General features: G+C 72.5%; 20 protein-coding genes. 5 read left to right on the plus strand and 15 right to left on the minus strand.

Annotated elements, in window-relative coordinates; genetic code table 11:
* Positions 1-96 precede the first annotated feature (96 nt).
* Positions 97-1,239: a glycosyltransferase gene (locus ACFYVJ_RS33410; protein ID WP_388899804.1), complete on the plus strand. Its 1,143-nt coding sequence runs from the start codon at positions 97-99 to the stop codon at positions 1,237-1,239.
* A 57-nt stretch (positions 1,240-1,296) separates the two neighbouring features.
* On the opposite strand, the gene ACFYVJ_RS33415 is transcribed toward ACFYVJ_RS33410, so the two are convergent.
* The 4 genes from ACFYVJ_RS33415 to gmd all read right to left on the minus strand — a co-directional run bounded on the left by ACFYVJ_RS33415 (position 1,297) and on the right by gmd (position 5,808).
* Entirely contained in the window at positions 1,297-2,136 is an 840-nt protein-coding gene (locus ACFYVJ_RS33415; protein WP_388899807.1) for a glycosyltransferase family 2 protein, read from the minus strand.
* 9 nt (positions 2,137-2,145) lie between these two features.
* The gene (locus ACFYVJ_RS33420) at positions 2,146-2,607 is read right to left on the minus strand and encodes a hypothetical protein (protein ID WP_388899810.1); all 462 of its coding nucleotides are present in this window, start codon (positions 2,605-2,607) and stop codon (positions 2,146-2,148) included.
* Positions 2,607-4,730: a DNRLRE domain-containing protein gene (locus ACFYVJ_RS33425; protein ID WP_388899813.1), complete on the minus strand. Its 2,124-nt coding sequence runs from the start codon at positions 4,728-4,730 to the stop codon at positions 2,607-2,609. The genes ACFYVJ_RS33420 and ACFYVJ_RS33425 overlap by 1 nt, the downstream gene beginning before the upstream one ends.
* Before the next feature lie 64 nt (positions 4,731-4,794).
* Complete coding sequence (gene gmd / locus ACFYVJ_RS33430; protein WP_388899816.1) at positions 4,795-5,808, minus strand: GDP-mannose 4,6-dehydratase; 1,014 nt, start codon at positions 5,806-5,808, stop codon at positions 4,795-4,797.
* A 45-nt stretch (positions 5,809-5,853) separates the two neighbouring features.
* On the opposite strand from gmd, the gene ACFYVJ_RS33435 reads away from it, so the two are divergent.
* Positions 5,854-6,843, plus strand: coding sequence for a GDP-L-fucose synthase family protein (locus tag ACFYVJ_RS33435; RefSeq protein ID WP_388899818.1), 990 nt, complete (start codon positions 5,854-5,856; stop codon positions 6,841-6,843).
* A gap of 224 nt (positions 6,844-7,067) precedes the next feature.
* Here ACFYVJ_RS33435 and ACFYVJ_RS33440 read toward each other — a convergent pair whose 3' ends face one another.
* From ACFYVJ_RS33440 to ACFYVJ_RS33460, 5 genes are all read right to left on the minus strand, one after another.
* Entirely contained in the window at positions 7,068-8,534 is a 1,467-nt protein-coding gene (locus ACFYVJ_RS33440) for a sugar transferase (RefSeq protein ID WP_388899865.1), read from the minus strand.
* Between the two features lie 275 nt (positions 8,535-8,809).
* A complete protein-coding gene (locus ACFYVJ_RS33445) occupies positions 8,810-10,351 on the minus strand; it encodes an alpha-N-arabinofuranosidase (protein WP_388899821.1) in 1,542 nt (513 codons plus the stop codon).
* 51 nt (positions 10,352-10,402) lie between these two features.
* Positions 10,403-11,308 (minus strand): carbohydrate ABC transporter permease, encoded by a 906-nt coding sequence (locus ACFYVJ_RS33450; RefSeq protein WP_388899824.1) that lies wholly within the window; start codon positions 11,306-11,308, stop codon positions 10,403-10,405.
* Between the two features lie 3 nt (positions 11,309-11,311).
* Positions 11,312-12,244, minus strand: a complete 933-nt coding sequence (locus ACFYVJ_RS33455) for a carbohydrate ABC transporter permease (RefSeq protein ID WP_388899826.1) — start codon at positions 12,242-12,244, stop codon at positions 11,312-11,314.
* Between the two features lie 39 nt (positions 12,245-12,283).
* Positions 12,284-13,687 carry an extracellular solute-binding protein gene (locus ACFYVJ_RS33460; protein WP_388899829.1) on the minus strand — a complete coding sequence of 468 codons (1,404 nt, stop codon included), beginning with the start codon at positions 13,685-13,687 and terminating at the stop codon, positions 12,284-12,286.
* 149 nt (positions 13,688-13,836) lie between these two features.
* Here ACFYVJ_RS33460 and ACFYVJ_RS33465 point away from each other — a divergent pair, with 149 nt between their 5' ends.
* Complete coding sequence (locus ACFYVJ_RS33465) at positions 13,837-14,865, plus strand: LacI family DNA-binding transcriptional regulator (protein ID WP_388899832.1); 1,029 nt, start codon at positions 13,837-13,839, stop codon at positions 14,863-14,865.
* Positions 14,866-14,889: 24 nt separating this feature from the next.
* Here ACFYVJ_RS33465 and ACFYVJ_RS33470 read toward each other — a convergent pair whose 3' ends face one another.
* From ACFYVJ_RS33470 to map, 3 genes are all read right to left on the minus strand, one after another.
* On the minus strand, positions 14,890-15,882 hold the full coding sequence (locus ACFYVJ_RS33470; RefSeq protein WP_388899835.1) for an aldo/keto reductase: 993 nt from the start codon (positions 15,880-15,882) through the stop codon (positions 14,890-14,892).
* Between the two features lie 59 nt (positions 15,883-15,941).
* Complete coding sequence (locus ACFYVJ_RS33475; protein WP_388899838.1) at positions 15,942-16,598, minus strand: heme oxygenase (biliverdin-producing); 657 nt, start codon at positions 16,596-16,598, stop codon at positions 15,942-15,944.
* A gap of 118 nt (positions 16,599-16,716) precedes the next feature.
* Entirely contained in the window at positions 16,717-17,577 is an 861-nt protein-coding gene (gene map / locus ACFYVJ_RS33480; protein WP_388899841.1) for a type I methionyl aminopeptidase, read from the minus strand.
* A gap of 79 nt (positions 17,578-17,656) precedes the next feature.
* On the opposite strand from map, the gene ACFYVJ_RS33485 reads away from it, so the two are divergent.
* Entirely contained in the window at positions 17,657-17,890 is a 234-nt protein-coding gene (locus ACFYVJ_RS33485; protein WP_388899844.1) for a hypothetical protein, read from the plus strand.
* A 63-nt stretch (positions 17,891-17,953) separates the two neighbouring features.
* Here the strand turns inward: ACFYVJ_RS33485 and ACFYVJ_RS33490 are convergent, their stop codons facing one another.
* The 3 genes from ACFYVJ_RS33490 to ACFYVJ_RS33500 all read right to left on the minus strand — a co-directional run bounded on the left by ACFYVJ_RS33490 (position 17,954) and on the right by ACFYVJ_RS33500 (position 21,353).
* Entirely contained in the window at positions 17,954-19,321 is a 1,368-nt protein-coding gene (locus tag ACFYVJ_RS33490) for an MFS transporter (RefSeq protein ID WP_388899847.1), read from the minus strand.
* Positions 19,322-19,384: 63 nt separating this feature from the next.
* Positions 19,385-19,993, minus strand: a complete 609-nt coding sequence (locus tag ACFYVJ_RS33495) for a hypothetical protein (RefSeq protein WP_388899850.1) — start codon at positions 19,991-19,993, stop codon at positions 19,385-19,387.
* A 202-nt stretch (positions 19,994-20,195) separates the two neighbouring features.
* On the minus strand, positions 20,196-21,353 hold the full coding sequence (locus ACFYVJ_RS33500; RefSeq protein WP_388899853.1) for an alkaline phosphatase PhoX: 1,158 nt from the start codon (positions 21,351-21,353) through the stop codon (positions 20,196-20,198).
* Between the two features lie 182 nt (positions 21,354-21,535).
* Here ACFYVJ_RS33500 and ACFYVJ_RS33505 point away from each other — a divergent pair, with 182 nt between their 5' ends.
* Positions 21,536-23,287: an NAD+ synthase gene (locus ACFYVJ_RS33505; protein ID WP_388899856.1), complete on the plus strand. Its 1,752-nt coding sequence runs from the start codon at positions 21,536-21,538 to the stop codon at positions 23,285-23,287.
* The last annotated feature ends 89 nt before the right edge of the window (positions 23,288-23,376 follow it).

The raw sequence follows: 23,376 nt of genomic DNA on the forward strand, positions 1-23,376 counted from the left end.
GCAACCGAAGACAGTCTAAATAGGCTCGGGGTTGTGCGGCGGGTAGGCTCCGGGAACATACGTACGGTGCCGGGGGGTGCCGGGGAGGGGACCGTCTTGAGAGTTCTGCATGTCGTCACGCTGCATACGCCCACGAACGACTTCGGCGGGCCCACGCGCGTCGCGCTCAACCTGTCCAAGGGGCTGCGGGCCCGGGGCGTCGACTCGCGCATCGCGACCCTCGGCGACGGCTTCGACGGCCCGCTGCCGGGCGACATCGACGGCGTGCCCACGTTCATGTACCAGGCCAAGCACGTGCTGCCGCGGTTCGAGGTGAGCGGCATCACGTCGCCGGCGCTGCTGGCCCGCGCCCGCCGCCTGGTCCGCTCCGCGGACGTCGTGCACGTCCACCTCATGCGGGACCTCATCACGCTGCCGTTCGCGCTCATCGCGCAGCAGGCGGGCGTGCCGGTGGTGCTGCAGACGCACGGCATGATCGACCCCACCGAGAAGCCGGTGGCCCGTGCCGTCGACGTGCTCGGGCTGCGCCGGGCGCTGCGCAAGGCGGACGCGACGCTGTACCTCACGGAGTTCGAGCACGGCGAGATCCAGGCGGTCGTCCCGGACACGCCCCTGAACCGGCCGCGCCGCCTCGTCAACGGCGTACTCCCGCAGGAGCGCAGGCTCGCGCGCACGTCGGGGCCGCCGACGGTGACGTACGTCGCGCGGGTGCAGGAGCGCAAGCGCCCCGAGGACTTCATCCGGGCGATCCCGGTGGTGCTGGCGAAGCACCCGGACGCCCGCTTCGTCCTCGCGGGCCCCGACACCGGCGCGCTCGCCGAGCCGATGATGCGGCTGGCGGCGGAACTGGGCGTGGCGGACTCGGTGTCGTACGTGGGCTCCCTCACCCCGGACGAGGTCCTGGCCCAGCACCGCACGTCCGACGTCTACGTCCTGCCGTCGGTGGTCGAGCCGTTCCCGGTCTCGGTCCTGGAAGCCATGTCGGTCGGCGTCCCGGTCGTGATCACCCGCACGTGCGGCCTCGGCCCCGACGTGGCGGAGGCGGGCGCGGGCCGCGTCCTCGACAGCCGCGCCGACACGGACAACGGCCCGTTGGTGGGCCAGGCGATCCTGGAACTCCTGGACCCGGCGGCCAACGAGGAAGCCTCCCAGGCCGCCTGGCAGCTCATCAACGACCGCTTCGCCATCGACGGCGTGGTCGACCCCCTCCTCGACGTCTACGACGAGGTCCGCCGCTGAGACGCACGCGAAGGGGCGGCCGGAGCCGGCCGCCCCTTCCTGGCGCGGAGCCCGCGGTTACGGGCTCTCCTCGCGGGTCTTCAGGCCGATCTGCCAGCGGTAGAAGCTCATCGCCAGGGCGTAGTCCAGGCCCGCGCGGCCGTCGAGGAAGCCGCGTTTGTAGACGTAGGCATAGGCGAACGACACCAGGGGCTTCAGCGGGGCCTTGTGGAAGAGCTGACCCTGGCGGGTCTTGGCCTGGCGGATCTCCTCGCGGACCTCCGGGTGGAGCTCCAGCCACGCCTCCCAGTCCGAGTAGCGGTTGTGCCGCTCGAACCACGTGCGGACCGGATCCAGGTCCTCGTGCTCGATCGTGGCACTCAAGCGGACCACCGGGCCGTCGGCGAGGGGCTGGTAGTGGCCCTCCTGTTCGCCCATGCCCGGGGCTTCCAGGTCGCCCAGTTCCGGGAAGCGGACGCGGGTGCGGTCCATCAGGGCGCGTTTGACGATGGTGTAGCCGTGGCGCAGGCGCTTGCCCGCGAACCAGTAGCCCAGCGGGATGTCGAACGCCGCCGGGGCGACCTTGAGCGAGCCGTCGGCCGCCGGGTCGAAGATGCGGTGGAGTTCGGCGATCAGCTCCGGGCTCGGGGTCTCGTCGCCGTCGACGAACAGCATCCAGTCCAGCTCGGGATGGATGTGGTCCAGGCACCACTGCTTCTTCTTGGGGTACTTGCCGTCCCAGGTGTACGGGACGATCTCGGCGCCCTGGTCCGCCGCGAGGGCGCGGGTGTCGTCCGTGCTGTCCGAGTCGACCACCACCACGGCCTCGAAGTGGTCGATGACGGACCGCACCGTCGTCGCGATGTTCTCGGCCTCGTTCTTGGTCGGTATCGCGACGACGATGGGCAGTCTCTTCAAGCCGAACTCCTACAGCAGGTCTTCGTACTGGGGGCAGAGGGTGCGGATCGCGTCCTCCGCGTTGGCGATGTCGCCGGAGCGGATGGCCTCCCGGGCCAGCTCGTCGTCCGTCGCCGCCGCGCTCTCGATCTTGGCGCAGGCTTCCTCGCCCGCCTCCAGGATCGCCGCCGGGTCCACTCCCTTGGGCACCCGGTCCTTCAGATACGTCTTCTCCTTCTCGGAGAACTCGCCCTCGGCGGGCTCCAGCTCGGCCTCCGGCACCTTCTCGGTGTCGTCGGCCTTCTCCTCCTCCGCGGGGCCCGGGTCCTCCGGGGCGCGGTCGCCCTCCTGCTGGGACGCCGCGGGGCTGGCAGCGGCGCCGTCGTCCTCGTCGCCGCCCCCGCTGCAGCCGGCCAGGGCCAGGACGGCGGCCGCCGCGGCGGCCACCGTCGCGAGCGCCGCCCGGGACCTCCGTGCCGTACGGGCGGACATCAGCCCGCTCCGAACGTCAGCGTCAGCTTCGGCGCGTACGAGGTCTCGCGCGCCCGCACCCACCAGGCGTCGGTGCCGTCGCTGGTCAGCGCCACGTCCAGGGTGTCGCCCAGCGAGCCGCTGAGCTGGGCGGCGGAGAGCGACGCGGTGTAGTCGGTGTCCAGCTCCGTCGCGCCGGTGAACGTGCCCAGCACCGTGGACGACATCTCCGGCCGGCTCGCGTACGTCACCTCCGACTCCGACCAGGCGCCGGTGACCGGCTGGACGCTGACGGTGTCCGGGGTGCCGGCGCTGGCGTCGGTGGTGGTACGCAGCGTCAGCTTCGCGGACTTCAGCGTCATCCCGCTCGGCGCCTGGGGCAGCGAGAACCGCAGGTAGCTGAGGTACGGTGAGGTCTTCCTGACCAGGAGCTGGTTGTGCGCGCCGTAGTTGGTGCTCGTGGCCGAGCCGTTGACGTAGGCGTCGGCGGTCGCGGTGCGCTCCACCGTGGTCTCCGACGGCGTGCCCGGCGTGGTCACGTTCACCGCCGCCGACTTCGCGGTGGTGTTGCCGGCGGCGTCGCTCGCGGTGATCTGGTAGCTGTACGTCGTGCCGGGCTTGACCGTGCTGTCGGTGAAGGTGCCCTGCGGCAGGGTCCAGAAGTTGGAGTCCAGGGTCGGCTTGGTCGCCAGCGCCTCGCCGTTGCGGTAGATCGTGTAGGTCAGCTTGCTGTCGTCCCGGTCCCAGCCGGCGGTCCAGCGCACCCGCACGCCGCCCGAGACGTTCGCCGCCGTCACGCCGGTGGCGCCGGCGACGGGCTTGCGCGAGTCAGGGGTGTTGGCGAAGCGGACCAGGCCCTGCTGGAGCTTGTTGCCGTTGGACTGGATCCGGGTGAACTCGCCGCCGACCCACATGTAGTCCTTGCCGCCGCTGGACGAGGTGACCATCACGCGCGGACCGATCTGCTCGGTGCCGGACGGGCCGTCGTCGGTGTCGGGGAACCAGGACAGCAGCGGCTTGGGGTTGTCCACGGACTCGGCGAGCAGGTGCTGCCGCTCGTTCAGCTCCGGGAACTGGCCCATGCTGCTGCAGTTGTGCGCGTGCGAGACGCTGTACAGCACGTCCTTGTAGACGGTGACGTCCTGGGTGGCGCCCAGGCAGGTGTCGCGCCAGCGCTGGGTGAAGCTGCTGTTGAGGTTCATCGCGAGCCGGCCGTCGAAGACGCCGCCGCCGTGGCCCTCGTGCGCCGTGTAGATGCCGGACTCGTCGATGTAGATGCCCTTGACGAGGGAGTTCCAGTGCAGCTCGTAGGGGTTGTTCTGGTTGTTGCTGACGCCCTTGAAGGCCCGTACGGTCGCGCCGGTGTCGGCGCGGACGACGGCCAGGCCGTGCACGCCGGCGTCCCCGTTGAGCCCGTTGAAGTCGCCGCCGACCACCACGTGCTGGCCGTTCGGGGTCTCCTCGATGACGCGTCCCGCCCGGTCCGGGCCCGCGTTGGCCTTCCAGGAGTTCAGCGCGCCGGTGGTGGCGTTGACGGCGGCGAACTTCACCCGGCTCTCGCCGCGGACGGTCTTGAAGTCGCCCGCCATGTACAGCCGGCCGCTCGCCGCGGCGTCGAGACCGTAGACCCGGGCGGAGACGGCGCCGGCGTTGAAGCCGGTCTTCACGGTGCACGAGGCGATGTCGATGGCCGCGACGCGGCTGCGCGAGACGCCGTTGACGGTGCCGAACTCGCCGCCCGCGTAGAGCGTCTTGCCGTCGGGGGAGACGGTCAGCGCGCGCACGGTGGCGGTGCCGGAGCCGATGGTGAAGTTCAGCTTGCAGTTCGTCGGCTCACCGGTGGCCGCGTTGAAGGCGGCGAAGTTCGCGACCTTCGTCTCGCTGGTGCCGGCCGCCGCGCCGGGCGGGCGGATGGCGGAGAACGTACCGCCGGCGAAGACCACGCCGTTCGACTCGGCCATGGACCACACCACGCCGTTGGTCTGCCAGGTCGACAGGTCGTCCGCGGTCATCGCCACCGGCGGCGTCACCGCCTCGGCCTCCGGCGAGGAGTACGTGACGCCGACCGTCACGAGCGTGCCGGTCACCACCGCGAGGGCGACGCCGAGCGCCCCCCACTTCCGCGTCCTTCTGTGCTTGTGCATGTGCCCCCCTGGGCCGTCGTCCCCTGCGGCCGCGCGTCGCGAGTCCGGGGAGAGAATATCCGTTTTACCTGTCGATCCTGACGGTGGCGCCGGTGAGTTCGGCGTCGAGCGCCTCGATGTCCGCCTCCACCATGATCCGTGCCAGCTCCGGCCACTTGACCTGCGGCTTCCAGCCGAGCAGGTCGCCTGCCTTCGAGGCGTCTCCAATGAGCGCGTCGACCTCGCTGGGGCGCTCGTACTTGGGGTCGAAGCGCACGTACTCCGTCCAGTCGAGGTCCGCGGTACGGAACGCGGCCTCCAGGAACTGGCGGACGCTGCCGGCCTCGCCGGTGGCGACCACGTAGTCGTCCGGCACGTCGCGCTGGAGCATCAGCCACATCGCCTCGACGTACTCCGGGGCGTAGCCCCAGTCGCGTATCGCGTCGAGGTTGCCCATGTAGAGGCGGTGCTGGAGGCCCGCCCTGATCCGCGCCACGGCGCGGGTGATCTTCCGGGTGACGAAGGTCTCACCGCGGCGCGGCGACTCGTGGTTGAAGAGGATGCCGTTGACCGCGAAGAGGTCGTACGCCTCCCGGTAGTTCACCGTCGACCAGTAGCCGAAGACCTTGGCGCAGCCGTACGGGCTGCGCGGGTGGAAGGGGGTCCGCTCGTTCTGCGGCGGCGGGGCGGAGCCGAACATCTCCGAGGACGACGCCTGGTAGAGCCGGGTGTCGATGCCCGCGGCGCGCACCGCCTCCAGCAGCCGCATGGAGCCGAGGCCGGTGACGTCCGCGGTGTAGAGCGGGGCGTCGAAGGAGACCCGGACGTGCGACTGGGCGCCGAGGTTGTAGACCTCGTCGGGCGCGAGGTCGCGCAGCAGGTTCACCAGCGCGACGCCGTCCGAGAGGTCCGCGTGGTGCAGCACCAGGCGGCGTCCCGGCTCCTGCGGCTCCTCGTAGATGTGGTCGATGCGCTCGGTGTTGAACGACGACGAGCGCCGCACGAGGCCGTGCACCGTGTAGCCCTTGGCGAGCAGCAGTTCGGCGAGGTACGAGCCGTCCTGGCCGGTGACGCCGGTGATGAGGGCCGTCTTGCCCATGGTTCCATCCTCTGATCATTCCGCCGGATGGCAGAATCCCTACTTATGACGCCATCGAACGAACTGTCCCCGCCCGCCGGCGCTGACGGAGTCCCGCCCGCCGCCCGGAGCTTCCTCCCGCCCGGCGCGCGCGTCTTCGTCGCGGGCCACCGCGGTCTGGTCGGCTCGGCCGTCGCCCGCCGGCTGACCGCCGACGGCTACGACGTGGTCACCCGTACCCGCGCCGAGCTGGACCTGCGCGACGCGGAGCGGACGGCGGCCTGGCTGGCGGCCGTCCGGCCGGACGCGGTGGTGCTGGCGGCGGCCAAGGTCGGCGGGATCATGGCCAACAGCCGCTTCCCGGTGCAGTTCCTGGAGGACAACCTGCGCATCCAGTTGAGCGTCATCGCCGGCAGCCACGCGGCGTCCGTACGGCGGCTGCTGTTCCTCGGCTCGTCGTGCATCTACCCCAAGCTGGCCGACCAGCCGATCCGCGAGGACTCGCTGCTGACCGGGCCGCTGGAGCCGACGAACCAGGCGTACGCGCTGGCGAAGATCGCCGGGATCGAGCAGGTGCAGGCGTACCGCGCGCAGTACGGCGCGGCGTACATCTCGGCGATGCCGACGAACCTGTACGGCCCGGGCGACAACTTCGACCTGGAGACGAGCCACGTCCTGCCGGCGCTCATCCGCCGCTTCCACGAGGCGCGGGAGACGGGCGCGGAGGAGGTCGTGCTCTGGGGCACGGGAACGCCCCGGAGGGAGTTCCTGCACGTGGACGATCTGGCGGCGGCGTGCCTCACGCTGCTGCGCGGCTACGACGCGGACGGTCCCGTGAACGTCGGCTGCGGCGAGGACCTGACGATCCGCGAACTGGCCGAGACCGTACGGGACGTCGTGGGCTACCGGGGCCGCATCACCTTCGACACGAGCCGCCCGGACGGCACCCCGCGCAAGCTGCTGGACGTCTCCCGCATCACGGAGCTGGGCTGGCGCCCGGAGATCGGCCTGCGGGAGGGCATCGCGGCGGTGTACGAGGACTGGCGCAAGCCCTGAGGGGCTGTACCCCTCAGCGACCCCGCGACGGTGCTCCGAGGGGCTGCGCCCCTCGGGCACCCCGCCCGCCGCCGCGGCTTCGCCGCGCGCGGGCGGCGGCGCGGACGCCTGCATGAACCGGGCGGCCCGCGGCGGCCGTCCGGGTCGCGGTGCCACCGCGACCCGGACGGCCGGCCGCGCCGCCTCAACGGCCGTGCGACGCACACAGAGTGGTGTCCCGCGGCTCAATACGCCCCCCGGCCGTCGACGACCGCGCGCAACGTGCGGGCCATCACGTCCATGTCGTGGGCGAAGGACCAGTTCTCCACGTAGTGCAGGTCGAGCGCGACCGTCTCGTCCCAGGTGAGGTCCGAGCGGCCGCTGACCTGCCACAGGCCCGTCATCCCCGGCTTCACCGCCAGCCGGCGCAGCTCGGTGTCGCTGTAGCGGGCGACCTCCTCCGGCAGCGGCGGGCGCGGGCCCACCAGGGACATCTCCCCGCGCAGCACGTTGAACAACTGCGGCAGTTCGTCCAGCGAGCTGCGGCGCAGCACCTCGCCGACCCTCGTGACCCGCGGGTCGCGGCGGATCTTGAAGATCGGGCTGCCGTCGTGGTCGTTGACCACCGACAGCGCGGCCTTCTGCTGTTCCGCGTCCTCGACCATGCTGCGGAACTTCCACATCGTGAACGGCGCCCCGCCCCGCCCGAGGCGGGTCTGCTTGTGGAACACCGGCCCCGACGAGGTGAACTTCACCGCCGCCGCGATCACCGCGAACACCGGCGACAGCAGCGCGATGCCGAGCGCCGCGGCCGCCCGGTCGCTCGCCGCCTTCAGCGTCGACTGCGCACCCCGCCGCAGCGGCGGCGCGATGTGCAGCAGCGTCAGGCCCGCGACCACCGACAGCCGCAGCCGCCGCTCGGCGACCTCCGCTATGCCCGGCAGCACGGCCAGCGGCAGCCCCGCGTCGTGCAGCGCCCAGGCCAACTGCCGCAGCCGGGCCGCCGGCAGCAGCGGTCCCGGGGCGGCGAGGACCACGTCGGCGCCGTGCTCCCGGGCGGCGGCCAGCACCGCCTGGGCGTCCCAGCCCGCCCGGTCCGAGGGGACCCGGCCCAGCCGGGCGGCCTCCGGGGCGCCGCAGGACAGCGGCGCCTCGCCGACCGGGACGACGCCGACGACCACGTACTCGTGGTCGGTACGCGCCGCCAACTGGCCGACGACGTGGTCGGCGGTGGCCGGCTCGGCGACCACCAGCACGCGCCGCACCGCCTGGCCCTCCCGCCGGGACGCGACGAGATGGTGGTGCAGCAGCTTGGCGGTGACGACGGTCAGCACCAGCGCCGGCAGCAGCGCGAGCAGCGCCGGCTGCGGTTCCGCGGCGCTGTCGGCGGTGAACGCGCGGACGACGGCGAGCACGCCGAACAGCAGGAGCCAGTCCTGCAGCAGCGGCACCACCGCGCCCGACTCGCCGAGCTGCCGCGCGGAGTAGCGGTGCCGCGCGGCCCGGACGGCGAGCCAGCCCCCGGCGGCCAGCGCGGCGCAGAGCGCCGGATAGGGCTGCCGGGTGGTGAGGAAGACGAGCACGACGGGGATCGCGATCCCCGCCGCGTCGGTGACGAGGGCAGCCGGCAAATACCACGCCGGCTTTGCTGCGGCGGAGCGGACGCGGGTCCCGCGTCTCGGCTCCGCCGTCATGATCTCGGTATCGGCCACTCCGATACGCCGCATGTTCCCCCCTGGCACATCGCGACTGATGAGGCGCACGCGATCCTCCCCTGGTCGACGCGCACCTTTCGCTCACGGAACTTTAAGCCAGATTTGCGAAGAACGCCCATGGTTCGTGCAAAAACGGCCTAGGTGTAGCGAGCTTCACACCAGGTCGGCGCCGTGCCGCGGCTTGCTCCGTGCGGCTCACGACGTACGACTCCCGAGAGGGGCCGAGGGATGTACGGAGTTTTACGGCAGTTTCGATTGCCTACGGCATCCGGTCACCCGCCCCGCTTCCGCAGCCGGAGCACGTTCCAGGATACGCACGGCAGTTCGGCCTCAAGCTCGCCGTCTGCGCTGATCCGAGCGGTGCCGACGGACCGCGGGAGGACCCGCCCCGGATCCGTCTCGGTGTTCGCCGCGTCCGGGTCGTCGTCGGCCAGGACCAGGTGTTCGAGGACCGTGTACCCGTCCGCGCCGCCTGCCGCGCCGAACCCGCGCAGTGCGACGGACAGCCGCAGCGGCTCGTCCTGGGCCCGGTTGACGGCCAGGATCGTCAGGTCGCCGCTCTCCTCGTCGTACGTGACCACGTGGTCGAGCGCGGGGACGTCGCCGTGCCGCGGGGTCTCGATCCGCGAGCCCGTACGGTCCGCCTCGGTGCGCAGCACCCTGCCCCGCGCGAACCGCGCGGCCTGCGCGAACGGATGGAAGACGGTCTGCCGCCAGGCGGGCCCGCCGGGCTCGCTGCGGATCGGCGCGATGACGTTGACGAGCTGCGCCAGGCAGGCCACGGCGACCCGGTCGGCGTGCCGGAGCAGGGTGATGAGCAGGGAGCCCACGACGGCCGCGTCGGTCACCGAGTACGTGTCCTCGATGAGCCGCGGCGTCTCGGCGGTGGCCAGGTTCCGCTCGCCGGGGAAGCGGGCCGCGTACCAGACGTTCCACTCGTCGAAGGAGAGCCGGATCCGCTTGTCCGCCCGGCGTACGGCACGGACGTGGTCGGCGGTGGACACGACGTCGGAGATGTACTGGTCCATGTGCGCGCCGGAGGCGAGGAAGCTCGCGCGGTCGCCGTCCAGCTCCTCGTAGTACGCGTGCAGCGACAGATAGTCGACCTCGTCGTAGGTCTCCTCCAGCACCTCGCGCTCCCAGGTGCCGAAGGTCGCCATCTGCGCGTTGGAGCTGCCGCAGGCGACCAGCTCGATCGACGGGTCGACCTGGTGCATGGCCTTGCCGGCCTCGGCAGCCAGCCGGCCGTACTCGCGCGCCGACTTGTGGCCCGTCTGCCACGGGCCGTCCATCTCGTTGCCCAGGCACCACAGCCGCACCCCGTGCGGCTCGGTGGCGCCGTGCTTGATCCGCAGGTCCGACCAGGCGGTGCCGCCGGGGTGGTTGCAGTACTCGACGAGGGCGCGGGCGGCGTCGATGCCGCGGGTGCCCAGGTTGACGGCCATCATCGGCTCGAGACCGAGCCCCTTGGCCCAGGTCAGGAACTCGTTCGTGCCGACCTCGTTGGTCTCCACCGACCGCCAGGCGAGGTCGAGCCGGCGCGGCCGCTCGGCGACCGGTCCCACGCCGTCCTCCCAGTGGTAGCCGGAGACGAAGTTGCCGCCGGGATAGCGGACCAGGCCGGTGCCCAGCTCGCGGACCAGCGCGGCGACGTCGCCGCGGAAGCCGGCGGCGTCGGCGGTGGGGTGGCCGGGCTCGTAGATCCCGGTGTAGACGCAGCGGCCCATGTGCTCGACGAACGTTCCGTACAGGCGCGGGTCCACCTCGCCGATGACGAACTCGGGGTCGACGGTGAACCTGGCGGTGTGCGGCATGCGGTGCCTTTCTCCGGGGGCGTTGACGGTGGTTCTCGGGGGCGTACGGGCCTACTTCAGGCCCGTACCGGCGATGCCCTCGACGATGCGGCGCTGGAAGAGCGCGAAGACGACGAGCAGCGGGATGGCGCCCAGCACGGCGGAGGCCATGAGCTGCGCGTACGGGATGCCGAAGGCGTCCTGTACGGAGTTGAGCCCGACCGGCAGCGTCATCATCTCCGGGTCGGTGACGACCAGCAGCGGCCACAGGAAGTTGTTCCACACGGCCACGAAGACGAAGATCGTCACGGCCGACACGGCGGGCCGCGAGACGGGCATCACGATCTGCCAGTACGTGCGCAGCCAGCCGGCGCCGTCGGCGCGCGCGGCCTCGATCAGCTCTCTGGGGATGCCGTCGAAGAACTGCTTGAAGACGAAGACGGCGACGACGTTCGGCACCTGCGGCAGGACCACGCCCCAGTACGTGTTGAGCAGGCCCACCTCCTGGAGCGCCAGGAACTGCGGGATCATCAGCACCTGCATCGGGATCATGATCCCGGCGAGCAGCAGCAGGAACACCCCGCGGCGGAAGCGGAAGCGCACCTGGGAGAGGCCGAAGGCGGCGAGGGAGGCGGTGACGACGGTGAGCACCGTGGTCAGCAGCGAGACGATGAAGCTGTTGGCGTACCAGTAGGGCAGCTTGCCCTTGTCGAAGAGGTCCGTGTACGCGGCGAGGGTGGGGTTCGAGGTGAACCAGGACGCCGGGTCCGTGGCTATCTCGTCCGCGGGCCGGATGGATATCGCCGTGGCGAACAGCAGCGGCACCAGCCACAGCAGCGCGAAGGCGACGAGGACGCCGAGCGCGACGCGGTTGAAGAGCTTCTCGGCGTCGTAGCCGCGGCTGGGCGCGGGGTCGGCTGCTTCCGCGCGGGCGGGCGCGGCGGCGGTGGCGGCGGGGCCTTCTTTGGTGTGGGCCATGGCTCAGCTCTCCTTCTCTGCCCGGCGGACGAGGAAGAACCAGACCAGGGAGATCAGCAGGATGACGAGGAAGAGGAAGAGGGAGACGACCGAGGCGTAGCCGGTGCGGCCGTCGGTGAAGCCGGTGTCGACGATGTACTGCAGCGTGGGCCGGGTGGAGCCGTCGGGGCCGCCGGCGGTCATCATGTAGATCTGGTCGAAGACCTTCAGCGAGGCGACGATCTGGAGCACGGTGACGAGCGTCGTCGTCCGCCCCAGCATGGGGATGACCACGTGCCGGATCCGCTGCCAGGGCCCGGCGCCGTCCATGGCGGCGGCCTCGTGCACGTCGCGGGGGATCTCCTGCAGACCGGCGAGGTAGAGCACGAAGTTGAAGCCGATGGTCCACCAGACGGTGACGCCGGCCATCGACCACATCGCCCAGTTCGGATCACCGAGCCAGGACGGCGGCGAGCTGACGCCGAGGGCCTTCAGCCAGTCCTGGGCCAGGCCGGTCTGGTCGGCGAGCACGCCCCACATGAAGATCAGCGAGACCGACGCGGACGGGATGACGTACGGCGCGAAGAACGCGAAGCGGATGAACCACCGGCCGCGTACGAACCGGTCGGCGAGGATCGCGAGACCCAGCGCCAGCAGCACCAGCGGGATGGTGGTGAGCACGGTGAACCACAGGGTGTGCTTCAGCGTGCGCCAGAACTCGGAGTCGTTGAGGACGTCCGCGTAGTTGGAGAAGCCGACCCAACTGCCGAAGCCGTCGCGCAGCAGGCTGCCGTTGAAGAAGCCCGCCACGAAGGTGTAGATGAGCGGGCCGAGGAGGAAAACGATGTAAAAGAGCGCGAACGGCGCGACCAGGGCCGGGCCCGCGAGCCGGCCGCGGGCCTCGCGGGTGCGTGACCTGTCGGGGGTGAGGGCGCCGGTGCCGACTGTGCTCGCCACGGGGATGCCTTTCGTTCGAGGGGCTGGGGGCGGCGGGGGTCAGATCGGGGATTCGACGTCCGCGAGCTTGTGCAGCACGGCGCGGACCCGGTCCGCGGCGGCACGCGGGGTCGACCGGCCGGCGAGCGCGGCGCTGACCGCGTCGCCCACCCGGTTCTGCAGGTTGCTGCCGGCGCCGCCGTACCAGGCGACGGGGTCGTAGACGGCACCCTCGGCGGCGGCGGTGTAGTGGGACTGGGGCGTCAGCTTCCGGTACGCGGCCGAGCGCTGCGTCGGAAGCCAGGCGGGGACGTGCCCGCCCTCGGCCCACAGCTCGCTGTTCTCCAGCAGCGAGGCGGTGAACTCCAGCGACAGGTCGAGGCGGTCGTCGTCCTGCTTCGGCTGCCGGGGCAGCACCAGGGCGTGGCTGTCGGCGAAGCAGGCGTACGGGGCGTCGTCGAAGATCCGCGGCAGCGGCCGCATGTCGAACTTCACCCCCGACCCGAGGACGGCGACGATCTGCCACACGCCGTCCATCAGGAACCCGGCCTCGCCGTTGGTGAGCAGGGTGATCGCGGCCTGCCCGTTGGCGCCGGTGGGGATCAGCTTCTCCTTGCCGAGGCGCTGGATGTACGCGAGCGCCTCCTCGGCGGCGTCGAGGTCGGCCGTCACGGTCGCGCCGCCGTCGCCGACCAGGGGCCGGCCGCCGAGCTGGCTGTAGAAGGAGAGGAACATGCGGAACTGGGTGGCGGTGTCCTTGATCGAGGCGACCGAGCCGCCCCAGACGCCGGTGACCTCCTTCGCCGCGCGCAGCGCGTCGGCGAACTTGTCCGGGCCGTCGATGTCGGCCAGTTCGCCGCCGTCGAGCAGGCCGGCCTTCTCGGCGATGTCGGTGCGGAAGTACAGCGCGAAGGGGTGGGTGTCGATCGGGATGCCGTAGAGGCGGTCGTCGACGTGGGACTTCCGCCAGGGCTTGGCGTCGAACTTCTCCGGCGTCATGCCCTGCTTGGCGAGCGCGTCGGCGGGCAGCTCGCTGAGCAGCCCGGCCTGGGCGAGCACCGGCAGCTTCGACAGGTGCGCGATGGCGACGTGCGGGGGGCGCTTGCCGATGGTGGCGAGGCTGAGCTTGGTGTAGTACGGGTTGCCCCACACGAAGGTGGTGGCCCGCAGGGTGCTTTCGGGATGGTCCTTCTCGTACAGCTCCTGCATGGCGACCATGCGTTCGCCGTCACCGCCGGTGAAGGGGTTCCAGAAGTTCAGCCGGTCCGCGGGGGGTTCGCCGCCGGTGAAGCCCTGGGCGATGGTCGTGCCGCAGCCGGTGAGTGCCGCGGTGGCGGCGGCGCCGGCGGCGAGTCCCGCGCCGCCGCGCAGCAGGGCGCGGCGGGAGGGTGCGTACGGGGCTGCCGGTGTGCCGCGGGCGGGGCCGGGGGCCGGGCGGCCGGGGGAGTCGAGGCGTCGGAGCATGGCGGATGTCCCTTTCCGCGGCGAACTTGTACAACGTTGTAATGCGCTCTTGGTGGAACGTTGTATATCGCCGTGCGCACCACGTCAACAGCCCGCGCAGAAGGCGTAAGGTGTGCGCACCAGAACCTCGGAGGAATCGGGAGGAAGCCGTGCCCGGGGCCCGCCTCAAGGACGTCGCAGAGCGCGCCGGTGTCTCGATCAAGACCGTCTCGAACGTGGTCCGCGGCGCCGCGCGCGTCGCCGAGCCGACCCGCGAGCGCGTCCTGCGCGCCATCGACGAACTCGGCTACCGCCCGCACGCCTCCGCCCGCCACCTGCGCACCGGCCGCAGCGGCGTCATCGCGCTGGCCGTACCCGAACTCGTCGCGCCCTACTTCGCGGAGCTGGCCACCTGCGTGATCGCCGCCGCCAAGGAGAGCGGGCAGACCGTCCTCATCGAGGTCACCGGCGGCGACCCGGCGGAGGAGCTGCGGCTGGCCTGCGGCCTCGGCGACCCGCTCATCGACGGCGTGCTCCTCAGCCCCCTCGGCCTGGACCAGGCGGCGCTGGCCGCCCGCGAGCGCCGCGTCCCGCTCGTGCTGCTCGGCGAGCGCGACTACGAAGTCCCCGCCGACCACGTGCTCATCGACAACGTCGCCGCCGCCCGCGACGCCACCCGGCACCTCGTCGGCCTCGGCCGCCGCCGCATCGGCGTCATCGGCTGGCAGCACGGCGAGCGCACGACGGCCACCGCCCTGCAGCGCATGCAGGGCCACCGCGAGGCGCTGGCCGAGGTGGACCTCGCCTACGACCAGGCGCTGGCGCCCGCCGTGGGGTCGTACACCCGCGCGGCCGGGGCGGCGGCGATGCGGGAGTTGCTGGCGCTGCGGCAGCCGCCGGACGCGGTGTTCTGCTTCACCGACATGATGGCGTCGGGCGCGATGCGCGTCGCGCACGACGAGGGCCTGGCGATCCCGGCCGACCTCGCGGTGGTCGGCTTCGACGACATCCAGGAGGCGCGGTACATGGTGCCGTCGCTGACCAGCGTCGCGCCCGACAAGCAGGAGCTGGCCAGGCTGGCGGTGAAGGCGCTGCTGGGGCGGATCGAGGGCCCGGCGGAGGCCCCGCCGACGACGCTGCTGGCGCCCTACGAGCTGGCGCTGCGCGAGTCCAGCGCCCTGCCGCAGGACGGCCCGTAGCGCCGCCGCCGCGCCTCCGGTCCGCTACGTCAGCAGCCCGCCGATCTCCGCCAGTTGCCCCGCCGTCAGCGGGCCCGCGGCCAGGGCGCCCGCGTTCTGCGCCGCCTGCGCCTCGGTGCGGAACCCGGGGATCGGGACCGTGTGCGGGCTGCGGGCCCAGATCCAGGCCAGCGCGCCCTGCGCGACGGTGCGCCCGCCCGAGGTGAGGATCTCGCGGATCGCCTCGATCCGCGGCAGCCAGCCCGGCGCCACCCGCCCGTCCGCGCCGAAGTACGTCAGCCACGCCGGCGGCGTCGCCCGGATGTCGCCGGCGCCGACCCGCGAGCCCGCGTCGTACGCGCCGGAGAGCAGCCCCATCGCCAGCGGGCTGCGGTTGACGCTGGCCAGGTCGTGCTCCGCGCACAGCGCCAGCATCTCCGGGGCGTCCTCCAGCACGTTGAGCCGGTGCTGCACGGCCGCGCAGTGCGGGCCCTCGGCGAAGGCCGCGGCCCGCGCGGGGTCGTCGGTGCTCCAGGCGTACGCCCGGATCAGCCCCTCGCGGACGAAGTCCTCGCACGCCTCGCGCAGCTCCGCCGCCGCCTCGAAGCCGGCGTCGCCGATGTGCAGTTGGTACAGGTCGACGCGGTCGGTGCCCAGCCGGCGCAGCGAGTCGGTCAGCGCCCGGCGCGCGTAGCCGGGGGACAGGTCGCGGGAGAGCAGCGTCCGGCGGTCGGCGTCGAAGACGTTGCCCCACTTCGTGGCGATGACGACCTCGTCGCGGCGGCCCGCGAGCGCGCGGCCGAGCACGGTTTCGCTGTGTCCCGTGCCGTAGACGTCGGCGGTGTCGAAGAAGGTGACGCCGCCGTCGAGCGCGCGGTGCACGGCCCGTACCGACTCGTCGTCGTCCACCTTGCCCCAGCCCAGGGGATCGCCCCCGGCGTCCCACCACTCGCCGCCGATCGCCCAGCAGCCGAAGCCGAGCGCGCTGACCTCGATGCCCGTACGTCCCAGGGTGCGCTTGTCCATGGTCACGACCATGCACCCTTAAGTGCACTCCAGCGCAAGGGGCCGGCCGCGGCCGATTGCCCCCGGCCGGGTCAGGCGGTCAGCGGGTCCGCCGGCTCCAGGGCGCGGAAGAGGTCCGTGTTGAGGGTGAACGCGCGGCGGCACTCCTCGACCACCCGCTGCTTCTCCAGGTCGTCCACCGGCAGCTCGTCCAGCAGGCGGCGGTAACCGCGCTTGTACGCGGCCGGGTTGGACACGCCCTCGAAGACGTAGAAGCGGACGCCGTCGCCCTTGCGCTCGAAGCCCCATGTCTTCTCCGCCGTGCCGCGGATGATCTGGCCGCCGGAGAGGTCGCCGAGATAGCGGGTGTAGTGGTGGGCGACGTAGCCCGCCGGCCAGTCGCGGGCGCACTCCTCGATCCGGGCCGCGTACGCCTCCGTCGCCGCCAGCGGCGCGGCGGCGGGGCGCCAGCCGGGGCCGCCGTGGAGGAAGTCGAGGTCGCGCTCCAGCTCGGGCACCCGGGCCAGTTCCGGCTGGACGAAGGGGCCGGCGACCGGGTCGGCGGCGAGTGCGCCCCAGTGGCGCTCCAGCGCGCGGTAGACGAACCAGAGCTGCTCGGTGTACCGGCGATAGGCCCCGATGCCCAGCGCGCCACCCAGCAGTTCGCTCATGAAGGCCGACTGCTCGGCCTCGGTGTGCTGGTCGTGGGATTCGGTGCGCAGCAGGGTGGAGAACGGCGTCGCGGCCAAGGCGGGCCTCCGGGGCACGGCGGGGCGGTGGGCGTGACGATTCTCTTTGGTTAGGCTTACCTAAGTCAATAGGTTCCCGACGCCGTGTCGGTATCACCCGGGAGCCCTCCGGGCATGCTCACGGCAACGTCAGCACCTCCGCGCCCGACTCCGTCACCACCAGCGTGTGCTCGAACTGCGCCGTGCGCCTGCGGTCCTTGGTCACCACGGTCCAGCCGTCGTCCCACATGTCGTACTCGTGCGTCCCGAGGGTCAGCATCGGCTCGATCGTGAACGTCATCCCGGGCCGCATGACGGTGGTGGCGCGCGGGTCGTCGAAGTGCGGGATGATCAGGCCGGAGTGGAAGGCGGTGTTGACGCCGTGGCCGGTGAAGTCGCGCACGACGCCGTAGCCGAAGCGCTTGGCGTACGACTCGATGACCCGGCCGATGACGTTGACCTGCCGGCCCGGGCGGACCGCCTTGATGGCCCGGTTCAGCGACTCGCGGGTGCGCTCGACCAGCAGCCGGGAGGTCTCGTCGACGTCGCCGACGAGGTACGTGGCGTTGTTGTCGCCGTGCACGCCGCCGATGAACGCGGTGACGTCGAGGTTCACGATGTCGCCGCCGTGCAGCACCGTGGAGTCCGGAATGCCGTGGCAGATCACCTCGTTGACCGAGGTGCACAGCGACTTGGGAAAGCCCCGGTAGCCGAGGGTGGAGGGGTACGCGCCGTGGTCGCACAGGTAGTCGTGCGCCACCCGGTCCAGCTCGTCCGTCGTCACCCCGGGCGCGATGTGCTCCGCGGCGGCGGCCATCGCCCGCGCGGCGATCCGCCCGGCGGTGCGCATCCGCTCGACGGTCTCCGCGTCCTGGACCTCGGGGCCCGTGTAGGGCGCGGGCCCCTTCCTCCCGACGTACTCGGGGCGGGGGATGGCGGCGGGAACGGCGCGGGGCGGGGAGAGCGTACCGGGCGCGAGCAGCGACGACTGGCCAGACATGGATCCGAGTCTATCGGCGGGGGATCGGGCACGATGGGCGGCGGCAGACCGCGCAGGCACGGCCCAGGTGAGGAGCGAGATGGCGCTGTTCAAGAAGAAGACGGCGGGCAAACCGGGCGAGTGGTACTACTGCCTGGAGCACAAGAAGGTCGAGGAGGGCCCGCAGTGCCGGGCCCTGAACCGGCTCGGGCCGTACGCGACGCCCGAGGAGGCGGCGCGGGCGATCGAGACGGCGGAGGCGCGCAACGAGGAGTGGGACGAGGACAGCCGCTGGAGCGACGAGGGGAACCGCGAGGGCGGGTCGGGCCGCTGAGGGCGTAGGGGCGGCGGCTGCGCGGCGGTCGCCCGTCGCCGCGGTCCTCCCCGGTCCGCCGCGTCACGTCGCCGGGCCGGGGGCCGGTACGCCGTCCGGGCCGCCGCCCTTCCCCGCCTTCTCCGTCTTCTCCGTCTTCTCCCTCTCCGCCGCCGCGGCGGCGCGGCGGTCCCGTTCCCGTACCGCGTGCTCGTTGGTGCGGGCGTCGTACGTCATCAGCTTCGGCAGGCACGCCGCCAGCAGCACCACCGCCCCGGCGCACACCACCCCGCCCGACCAGATCGACGTCCGTACGCTCGTCAGCGCCGCCACCCCGCCGGAGCGGAACTGCCCGGCCACCGGGCCGACCGAGTACGACAGCAGCTCGATGCCGGCGAGCCGGCCGCGTAGCTCGTCGGGGATCGTCTGGTTCCACATCGCCGCCCGGAACACGCCGCTGACCATGTCGAACGCACCCGCCACGGTGAGCAGCAACAGCACCGCCCAGGCGCTGGGCATCATCCCCGCCGCCGTGATCGCCAGCCCCCAGCCGGCCGCGGACAGCATCACCGCGCGGCCGTGCCTGTGCACCCGCCGGGTCCACCCGCTGGTGAGGCTCACCAGCAGCGAACCCGCGGGCAGCGCCGCGTACATCAGCCCCAGCGCCCACGGCGCGTCCAGGTCGTCGGCGAGGAACGGGAACAGCGCGAGCGGGAAGGCGAAGAACATCGCCGCCAGGTCGATGGCGTAGGTGCCGAGCAGCTCCTTGCGGTTCCAGGCGTAGCGCGCGCCCTCCGCGATGGCGTGCAGGCTCGGCGCCACCGCCTCGCGGGCGGCCGGGGAGGGGGCGAGCATCAGCGCGAGCCCGACGGAGACGGCGAACGTCCCGGCGTCGAGCGCGTACGCCCAGGGCAGCCCGGCGTACGCGACGATGAACCCGGCGAGCGCGGGGCCCGCGATGCCGCCGAGCTGCCAGCGCAGGGAGTTGAGCGCGGCGGCGGCGGGCAGGTGCTCGTGCGGCACGATGCGCGGGACGATCGAGTCCAGCGCGGGGCGCTGGATGCCGGTCAGCGCGCTGGTGAGCGCGGCGACGACGTACAGGGGCCAGAGCATCGGCTCGGGCAGCAGGCTGTTGACGAGCAGGACGGCGGAGACGAGGCCGAGCCCCGCCTCGCTGTAGATGATCAGCTTCCGTTTGTCCATGGCGTCGGCGAGGGCGCCGCCGTAGAGGCCGAAGACGATGAGCGGGACCAACTCGACCGTGCCGATGGCGCCGACCGCGAGGGCGGAGCCGGTCAGCTCCTTCACCTGCACCGGGAGGGCCACGAAGGTGAGGAAGCTGCCGAAGGCGGTGATGAGGCCCGCGACCCACATGAGGCGGAAGTCGCGGGAGGCGTGCCAGGGGGCGAGGTCGGGGAGGAGGTCGCGGTAGGCGCGGGATTCGTCGGCCACGAGGGGCCATGGTCGAGTGGGCGGAGGGTGGGCCGCAAGGGAATTACGGCGGGGCCGGCCGGACTACCAGCGCGGCGGGGGCGGGGAGGAGAGCACTTCGGCGAGCCGGGCGAGGCGGTCGCGGAAGCCGGAGCGGGCGGAGGCGGCGGGCGGGGCGCCGTTCTCGCCGGCGGCGGCGCTGACGAGGTGCTGGACGGTTTCGAGGTCGATGTCGCCGCTGTCGCCGGGGACGGTGAGCAGTTCGTGGGCGAGGCCGGGCAGTTCGGTGGAGCCGCCGTCGAGCGCGAGGACGGCCGCGCCGGCGCGGCGGGCGTCGCCGACGCGCTCCAGCAGCGCGTCGCCGGGCTCGTCGGGGGCGACGACGAGCAGGGTCTCGCCGCGGCCGGCGGCCTCCAGCCGGCCGAGCCCGACGCCGAGGTGCGCGGGGCCGGCGGCGGGCACCCGGTGGCGTACGAGGGTGGGGGAGAGGGCGGGAAGTCCGGACCAGGCGGCTTCGTCGTCGAGGTGGGCGGCGAGGTGCCACGGCTCGTACGCGGCGGTCCCTACGAGCAGCAGCCCGCCGCCCTGCGCCTCGACGGCGCCCCGCAGCACCCCGGCGAACCGCCGCGCGGCCCCGGGCCACTCGGTCCCGGCCAGCACTTCCCGCAAGAGCGCCACACGCACGGCATCCATGCCGGGGATGCTGCCCCAGCCACCCCGCCGCCGCAGCGAAACCCCGGCCCGTCACCGTTTCGGGTCGGCCCCGCCCCGCCCCGGCGCGGCGGGCGGGGGAGAAGGGGTGCCGGCGGCTGCGCCCCAGCCCCTTCACGGGGCCCGCACCCACCGAGCCCGCGCCGCCCGCGCGGCGACCCTCCGGTTTCGCACCCCGCAGCGGTTACGCCCGGAAGGGGCCCCTGACCTCGTACGTCACGCCGTCCGTGCCGGCTACGAAGCCGCTTTCGCCCCGCTGGGACGAGAAGTACAGCCGTGACCCGTCCGGCGAGAACGCCGGGCCCGTGATCTCCGACTCCGGGTGGCCGTCGATGCGGACCACCGGGGCCACCGTGCCCACGGGGGTGATGATGTTGATCTCCATGTTGCCGCCGTCCTCCGCGACGTACAGGTCGCCGCCCGCGCGGCCCGTGATGTTGTCGACGGTGCCCAGCGGCTCGTCCGCGTCGTAGACCACCGCGAGGGCGTTCGCGCCCGCGTCGTATGCCCAGACGCGGTTGTCGCCCTTCGTGGTGAAGTAGCAGACGCCCGCCTGCGGCGAGTAGTAGCAGCCCTCGCCGCCGTCGAAGTGCAGCGCCTCGTCGACCTGTGCCCGGGTCTGCTCCCAGGGCCACGGCGCGTCCGGGTCCGGGACCTCGCGCCACGCCACCGCCCCGCCGCCCGCGTCGCACAGCACGTCGAGACGGCCCGACGACAGCGCGCCCCACGCTCCCCAGGACGCCGGCGTGAAGCGGTAGAAGCAGCCGTCGTCCTCGTCCTCCGTGAGGTAGACGACCCGGCGGTCCGTGTCGCACGCCGCCGCCTCGTGCTTGAAGCGGCCCATCGCGCCGTACGAGGACGCGGAGCGGTTGCCGTACGGGTCCGTCTCGTACACCTTGCCGCGGTACGTCTCCTCGCACGACAGCCACGTGTTCCACGGCGTCGCCCCGCCCGCGCAGTTGAGGTTCGTGCCGTCCAGGATGCGGCGCGCCGCCGTCACCGTGCCGTCCGGGCCGAAGCGGAGCGCGGAGACGCCGCCGATCAGCGGGAGTTCGGAGTTGGAGACGTAGATCCAGCCGTCGCCGTCGGCGAAGCACGCGCCGCCGTCCGGCGCGCCGTGCCACGTGATGCCGCCGACCGCGCGGGTGGAGCGGGCGACGACGCGGCCCGTGAAGCCCTGCGGCAGCGCCAGCCCGTTGGCGTCGGGGGCCAGCAGCGGGCCGTACGGGCTGTCCGCCGCGGCGGCCGCCGCCGGGGTCGCGGCGGCGTGCCAGAGTCCGCCGGTGACGGCGACGGCGCCGGTACCTGCGGTCACTGCGCGGAGAAACGAGCGGCGCTCCATGGGGGGTCCTCCCGGTCCGGGGGTCGGTGGCTGCGTACGGGCGAAGGGGTGCCCGCGTCACGATGCCCACCCCGCCGGGAGCGGTGAACTGGTCCGGGTCACAAATCTGGGCGAACATTCTGTGACGCAGGCCGCCCGGTTCCCGGCGCGGCATCGCGTCAGACAGACGATAAAATGGGTCCGTGCCTCAACTTCGCCTCGCGCTGAATCAGATCGACGCCACCGTCGGCGACCTCGCCGGCAACTCCGACGCCGTCGTCCGCTGGACCCGGCACGCGGCCGACCGCGGCGCGCACTTCGTGGCCTTCCCCGAGATGGTGCTCACCGGCTATCCGGTCGAGGACCTGGCCCTGCGCTCCTCCTTCGTGGAGGCGTCCTGCGCCGCGCTGCGCGCGCTCGCCGGGCGGCTGGCCGCCGAGGGCCTGGGCGAGACGCCCGTGCTCGTCGGCTACCTCGACCGCAGCGACGAGCGCCACCGCTACGGGCAGCCGGCGGGCTCGCCCAAGGACGCGGCCGCCGTGCTGCACCGGGGCGAGGTCGTCCTCACCTTCGCCAAGCACCACCTGCCCAACTACGGCGTCTTCGACGAGTTCCGCTACTTCGTCCCCGGTGACACCATGCCCGTCGTGCGCGTCGCCGGCGTGGACGTCGCGCTGGCCATCTGCGAGGACCTGTGGCAGGACGGCGGCCGGGTGCCCTCCGCCCGGATCGCCGGCGCCGGCCTCCTCGTCACCGTCAACGCCTCGCCGTACGAGCTGAACAAGGTCGACACCCGTCTGGACCTGGTCCGCAAGCGGGCCCAGGAGGCGGGCTGCACGACGGCGTACGTCGCGATGACCGGCGGCCAGGACGAGCTCGTCTACGACGGCGACTCGATCGTCGTCGACGCGCGCGGCGAGGTCGTCGCGCGCGCCGCCCAGTTCACCGAGGAGTGCCTGCTGGTCGACCTCGACCTGCCCGCCGCCGCGGCGCAGCCGCCGGCCGGGATCGCCGACGACGGGCTGCGCATCGAGCACGCGACGCTGTCGGCGGAGCCCGTCGCGCCGTACCCCCACCGGTACGCGGGGGTCGTCGCGGACCGCCTCACCGACGAGGAGGAGATGTACACGGCGCTGGTCACCGGGCTGCGCGCGTACGTCGAGAAGAACGGGTTCGGCTCCGTCCTCGTCGGCCTCTCCGGCGGCATCGACTCCTCCCTCGTCGCCGCCGTCGCCTGCGACGCGCTCGGGCCGGACCAGGTGTACGGGATCTCCATGCCGTCGCGCTACTCCTCCCAGCACTCCCGCGACGACGCCGCCGAACTCGCCCGCCGCACCGGGCTGCACCTGCGCAGCGTCCCCATCGGCCCGATGTTCGACGCCTACATGGAGTCCCTGGGGCTGAGCGGGCTGGCCGAGGAGAACCTGCAGTCCCGGCTGCGCGGCACGCTGCTGATGGCCGTCTCCAACCAGGAGGGCCCGCTCGTCCTGGCCCCGGGCAACAAGAGCGAGCTGGCCGTGGGCTACTCGACGCTCTACGGCGACTCGGTCGGCGCGTACGGCCCGATCAAGGACGTCTACAAGTCGGTCGTCTTCCGGCTCGCGAAGTGGCGCAACGCGGCCGCCGCCGACCGCAACGAGATCCCGCCGATCCCGGAGAACTCCATCTCCAAGCCGCCCAGCGCCGAACTCCGCCCCGACCAGCTCGACACCGACTCCCTGCCCGACTACGACGTGCTCGACGCGATCCTGGAGCTGTACGTCGACCGCGACCACGGCAGCGCGCAGATCGTCGCCCGCGGGTACGACCCGGAGCTGGTGGAGCGGGTGCTGCGGATGGTCGACACGGCGGAGTACAAGCGCCGGCAGTACCCGCCGGGCACGAAGATCTCCCCGAAGGGCTTCGGCAAGGACCGCCGACTGCCGATCACCAACCGCTGGCGGGAGCGGGCCTAGGTGTATTGATCACGAGCGTTGTTAACGGTCGTGGGTATTGATCATGGCGAAGACCTCCGGTGTGGTGGAGGTGTCGAGTCTTCACCGCG

Source organism: Streptomyces sp. NPDC004134 (assembly GCF_042874195.1).
Classification (GTDB): domain Bacteria; phylum Actinomycetota; class Actinomycetes; order Streptomycetales; family Streptomycetaceae; genus Streptomyces.

Bases quoted from the DNA above. Each gene is read 5' to 3' on its own strand.
- ACFYVJ_RS33420 (WP_388899810.1), bottom strand. From the start codon at position 2,607: ATGTCCGCCCGTACGGCACGGAGGTCCCGGGCGGCGCTCGCGACGGTG.
- ACFYVJ_RS33425 (WP_388899813.1), bottom strand. From the start codon at position 4,730: ATGCACAAGCACAGAAGGACGCGGAAGTGGGGGGCGCTCGGCGTCGCC.
- gmd (WP_388899816.1), bottom strand. From the start codon at position 5,808: ATGGGCAAGACGGCCCTCATCACCGGCGTCACCGGCCAGGACGGCTCG.
- ACFYVJ_RS33435 (WP_388899818.1), top strand. From the start codon at position 5,854: ATGACGCCATCGAACGAACTGTCCCCGCCCGCCGGCGCTGACGGAGTC.
- ACFYVJ_RS33445 (WP_388899821.1), bottom strand. From the start codon at position 10,351: ATGCCGCACACCGCCAGGTTCACCGTCGACCCCGAGTTCGTCATCGGC.
- ACFYVJ_RS33450 (WP_388899824.1), bottom strand. From the start codon at position 11,308: ATGGCCCACACCAAAGAAGGCCCCGCCGCCACCGCCGCCGCGCCCGCC.
- ACFYVJ_RS33460 (WP_388899829.1), bottom strand. From the start codon at position 13,687: ATGCTCCGACGCCTCGACTCCCCCGGCCGCCCGGCCCCCGGCCCCGCC.
- ACFYVJ_RS33470 (WP_388899835.1), bottom strand. From the start codon at position 15,882: ATGGTCGTGACCATGGACAAGCGCACCCTGGGACGTACGGGCATCGAG.
- map (WP_388899841.1), bottom strand. From the start codon at position 17,577: ATGTCTGGCCAGTCGTCGCTGCTCGCGCCCGGTACGCTCTCCCCGCCC.
- ACFYVJ_RS33485 (WP_388899844.1), top strand. From the start codon at position 17,657: ATGGCGCTGTTCAAGAAGAAGACGGCGGGCAAACCGGGCGAGTGGTAC.
- ACFYVJ_RS33495 (WP_388899850.1), bottom strand. From the start codon at position 19,993: ATGGATGCCGTGCGTGTGGCGCTCTTGCGGGAAGTGCTGGCCGGGACC.
- ACFYVJ_RS33500 (WP_388899853.1), bottom strand. From the start codon at position 21,353: ATGGAGCGCCGCTCGTTTCTCCGCGCAGTGACCGCAGGTACCGGCGCC.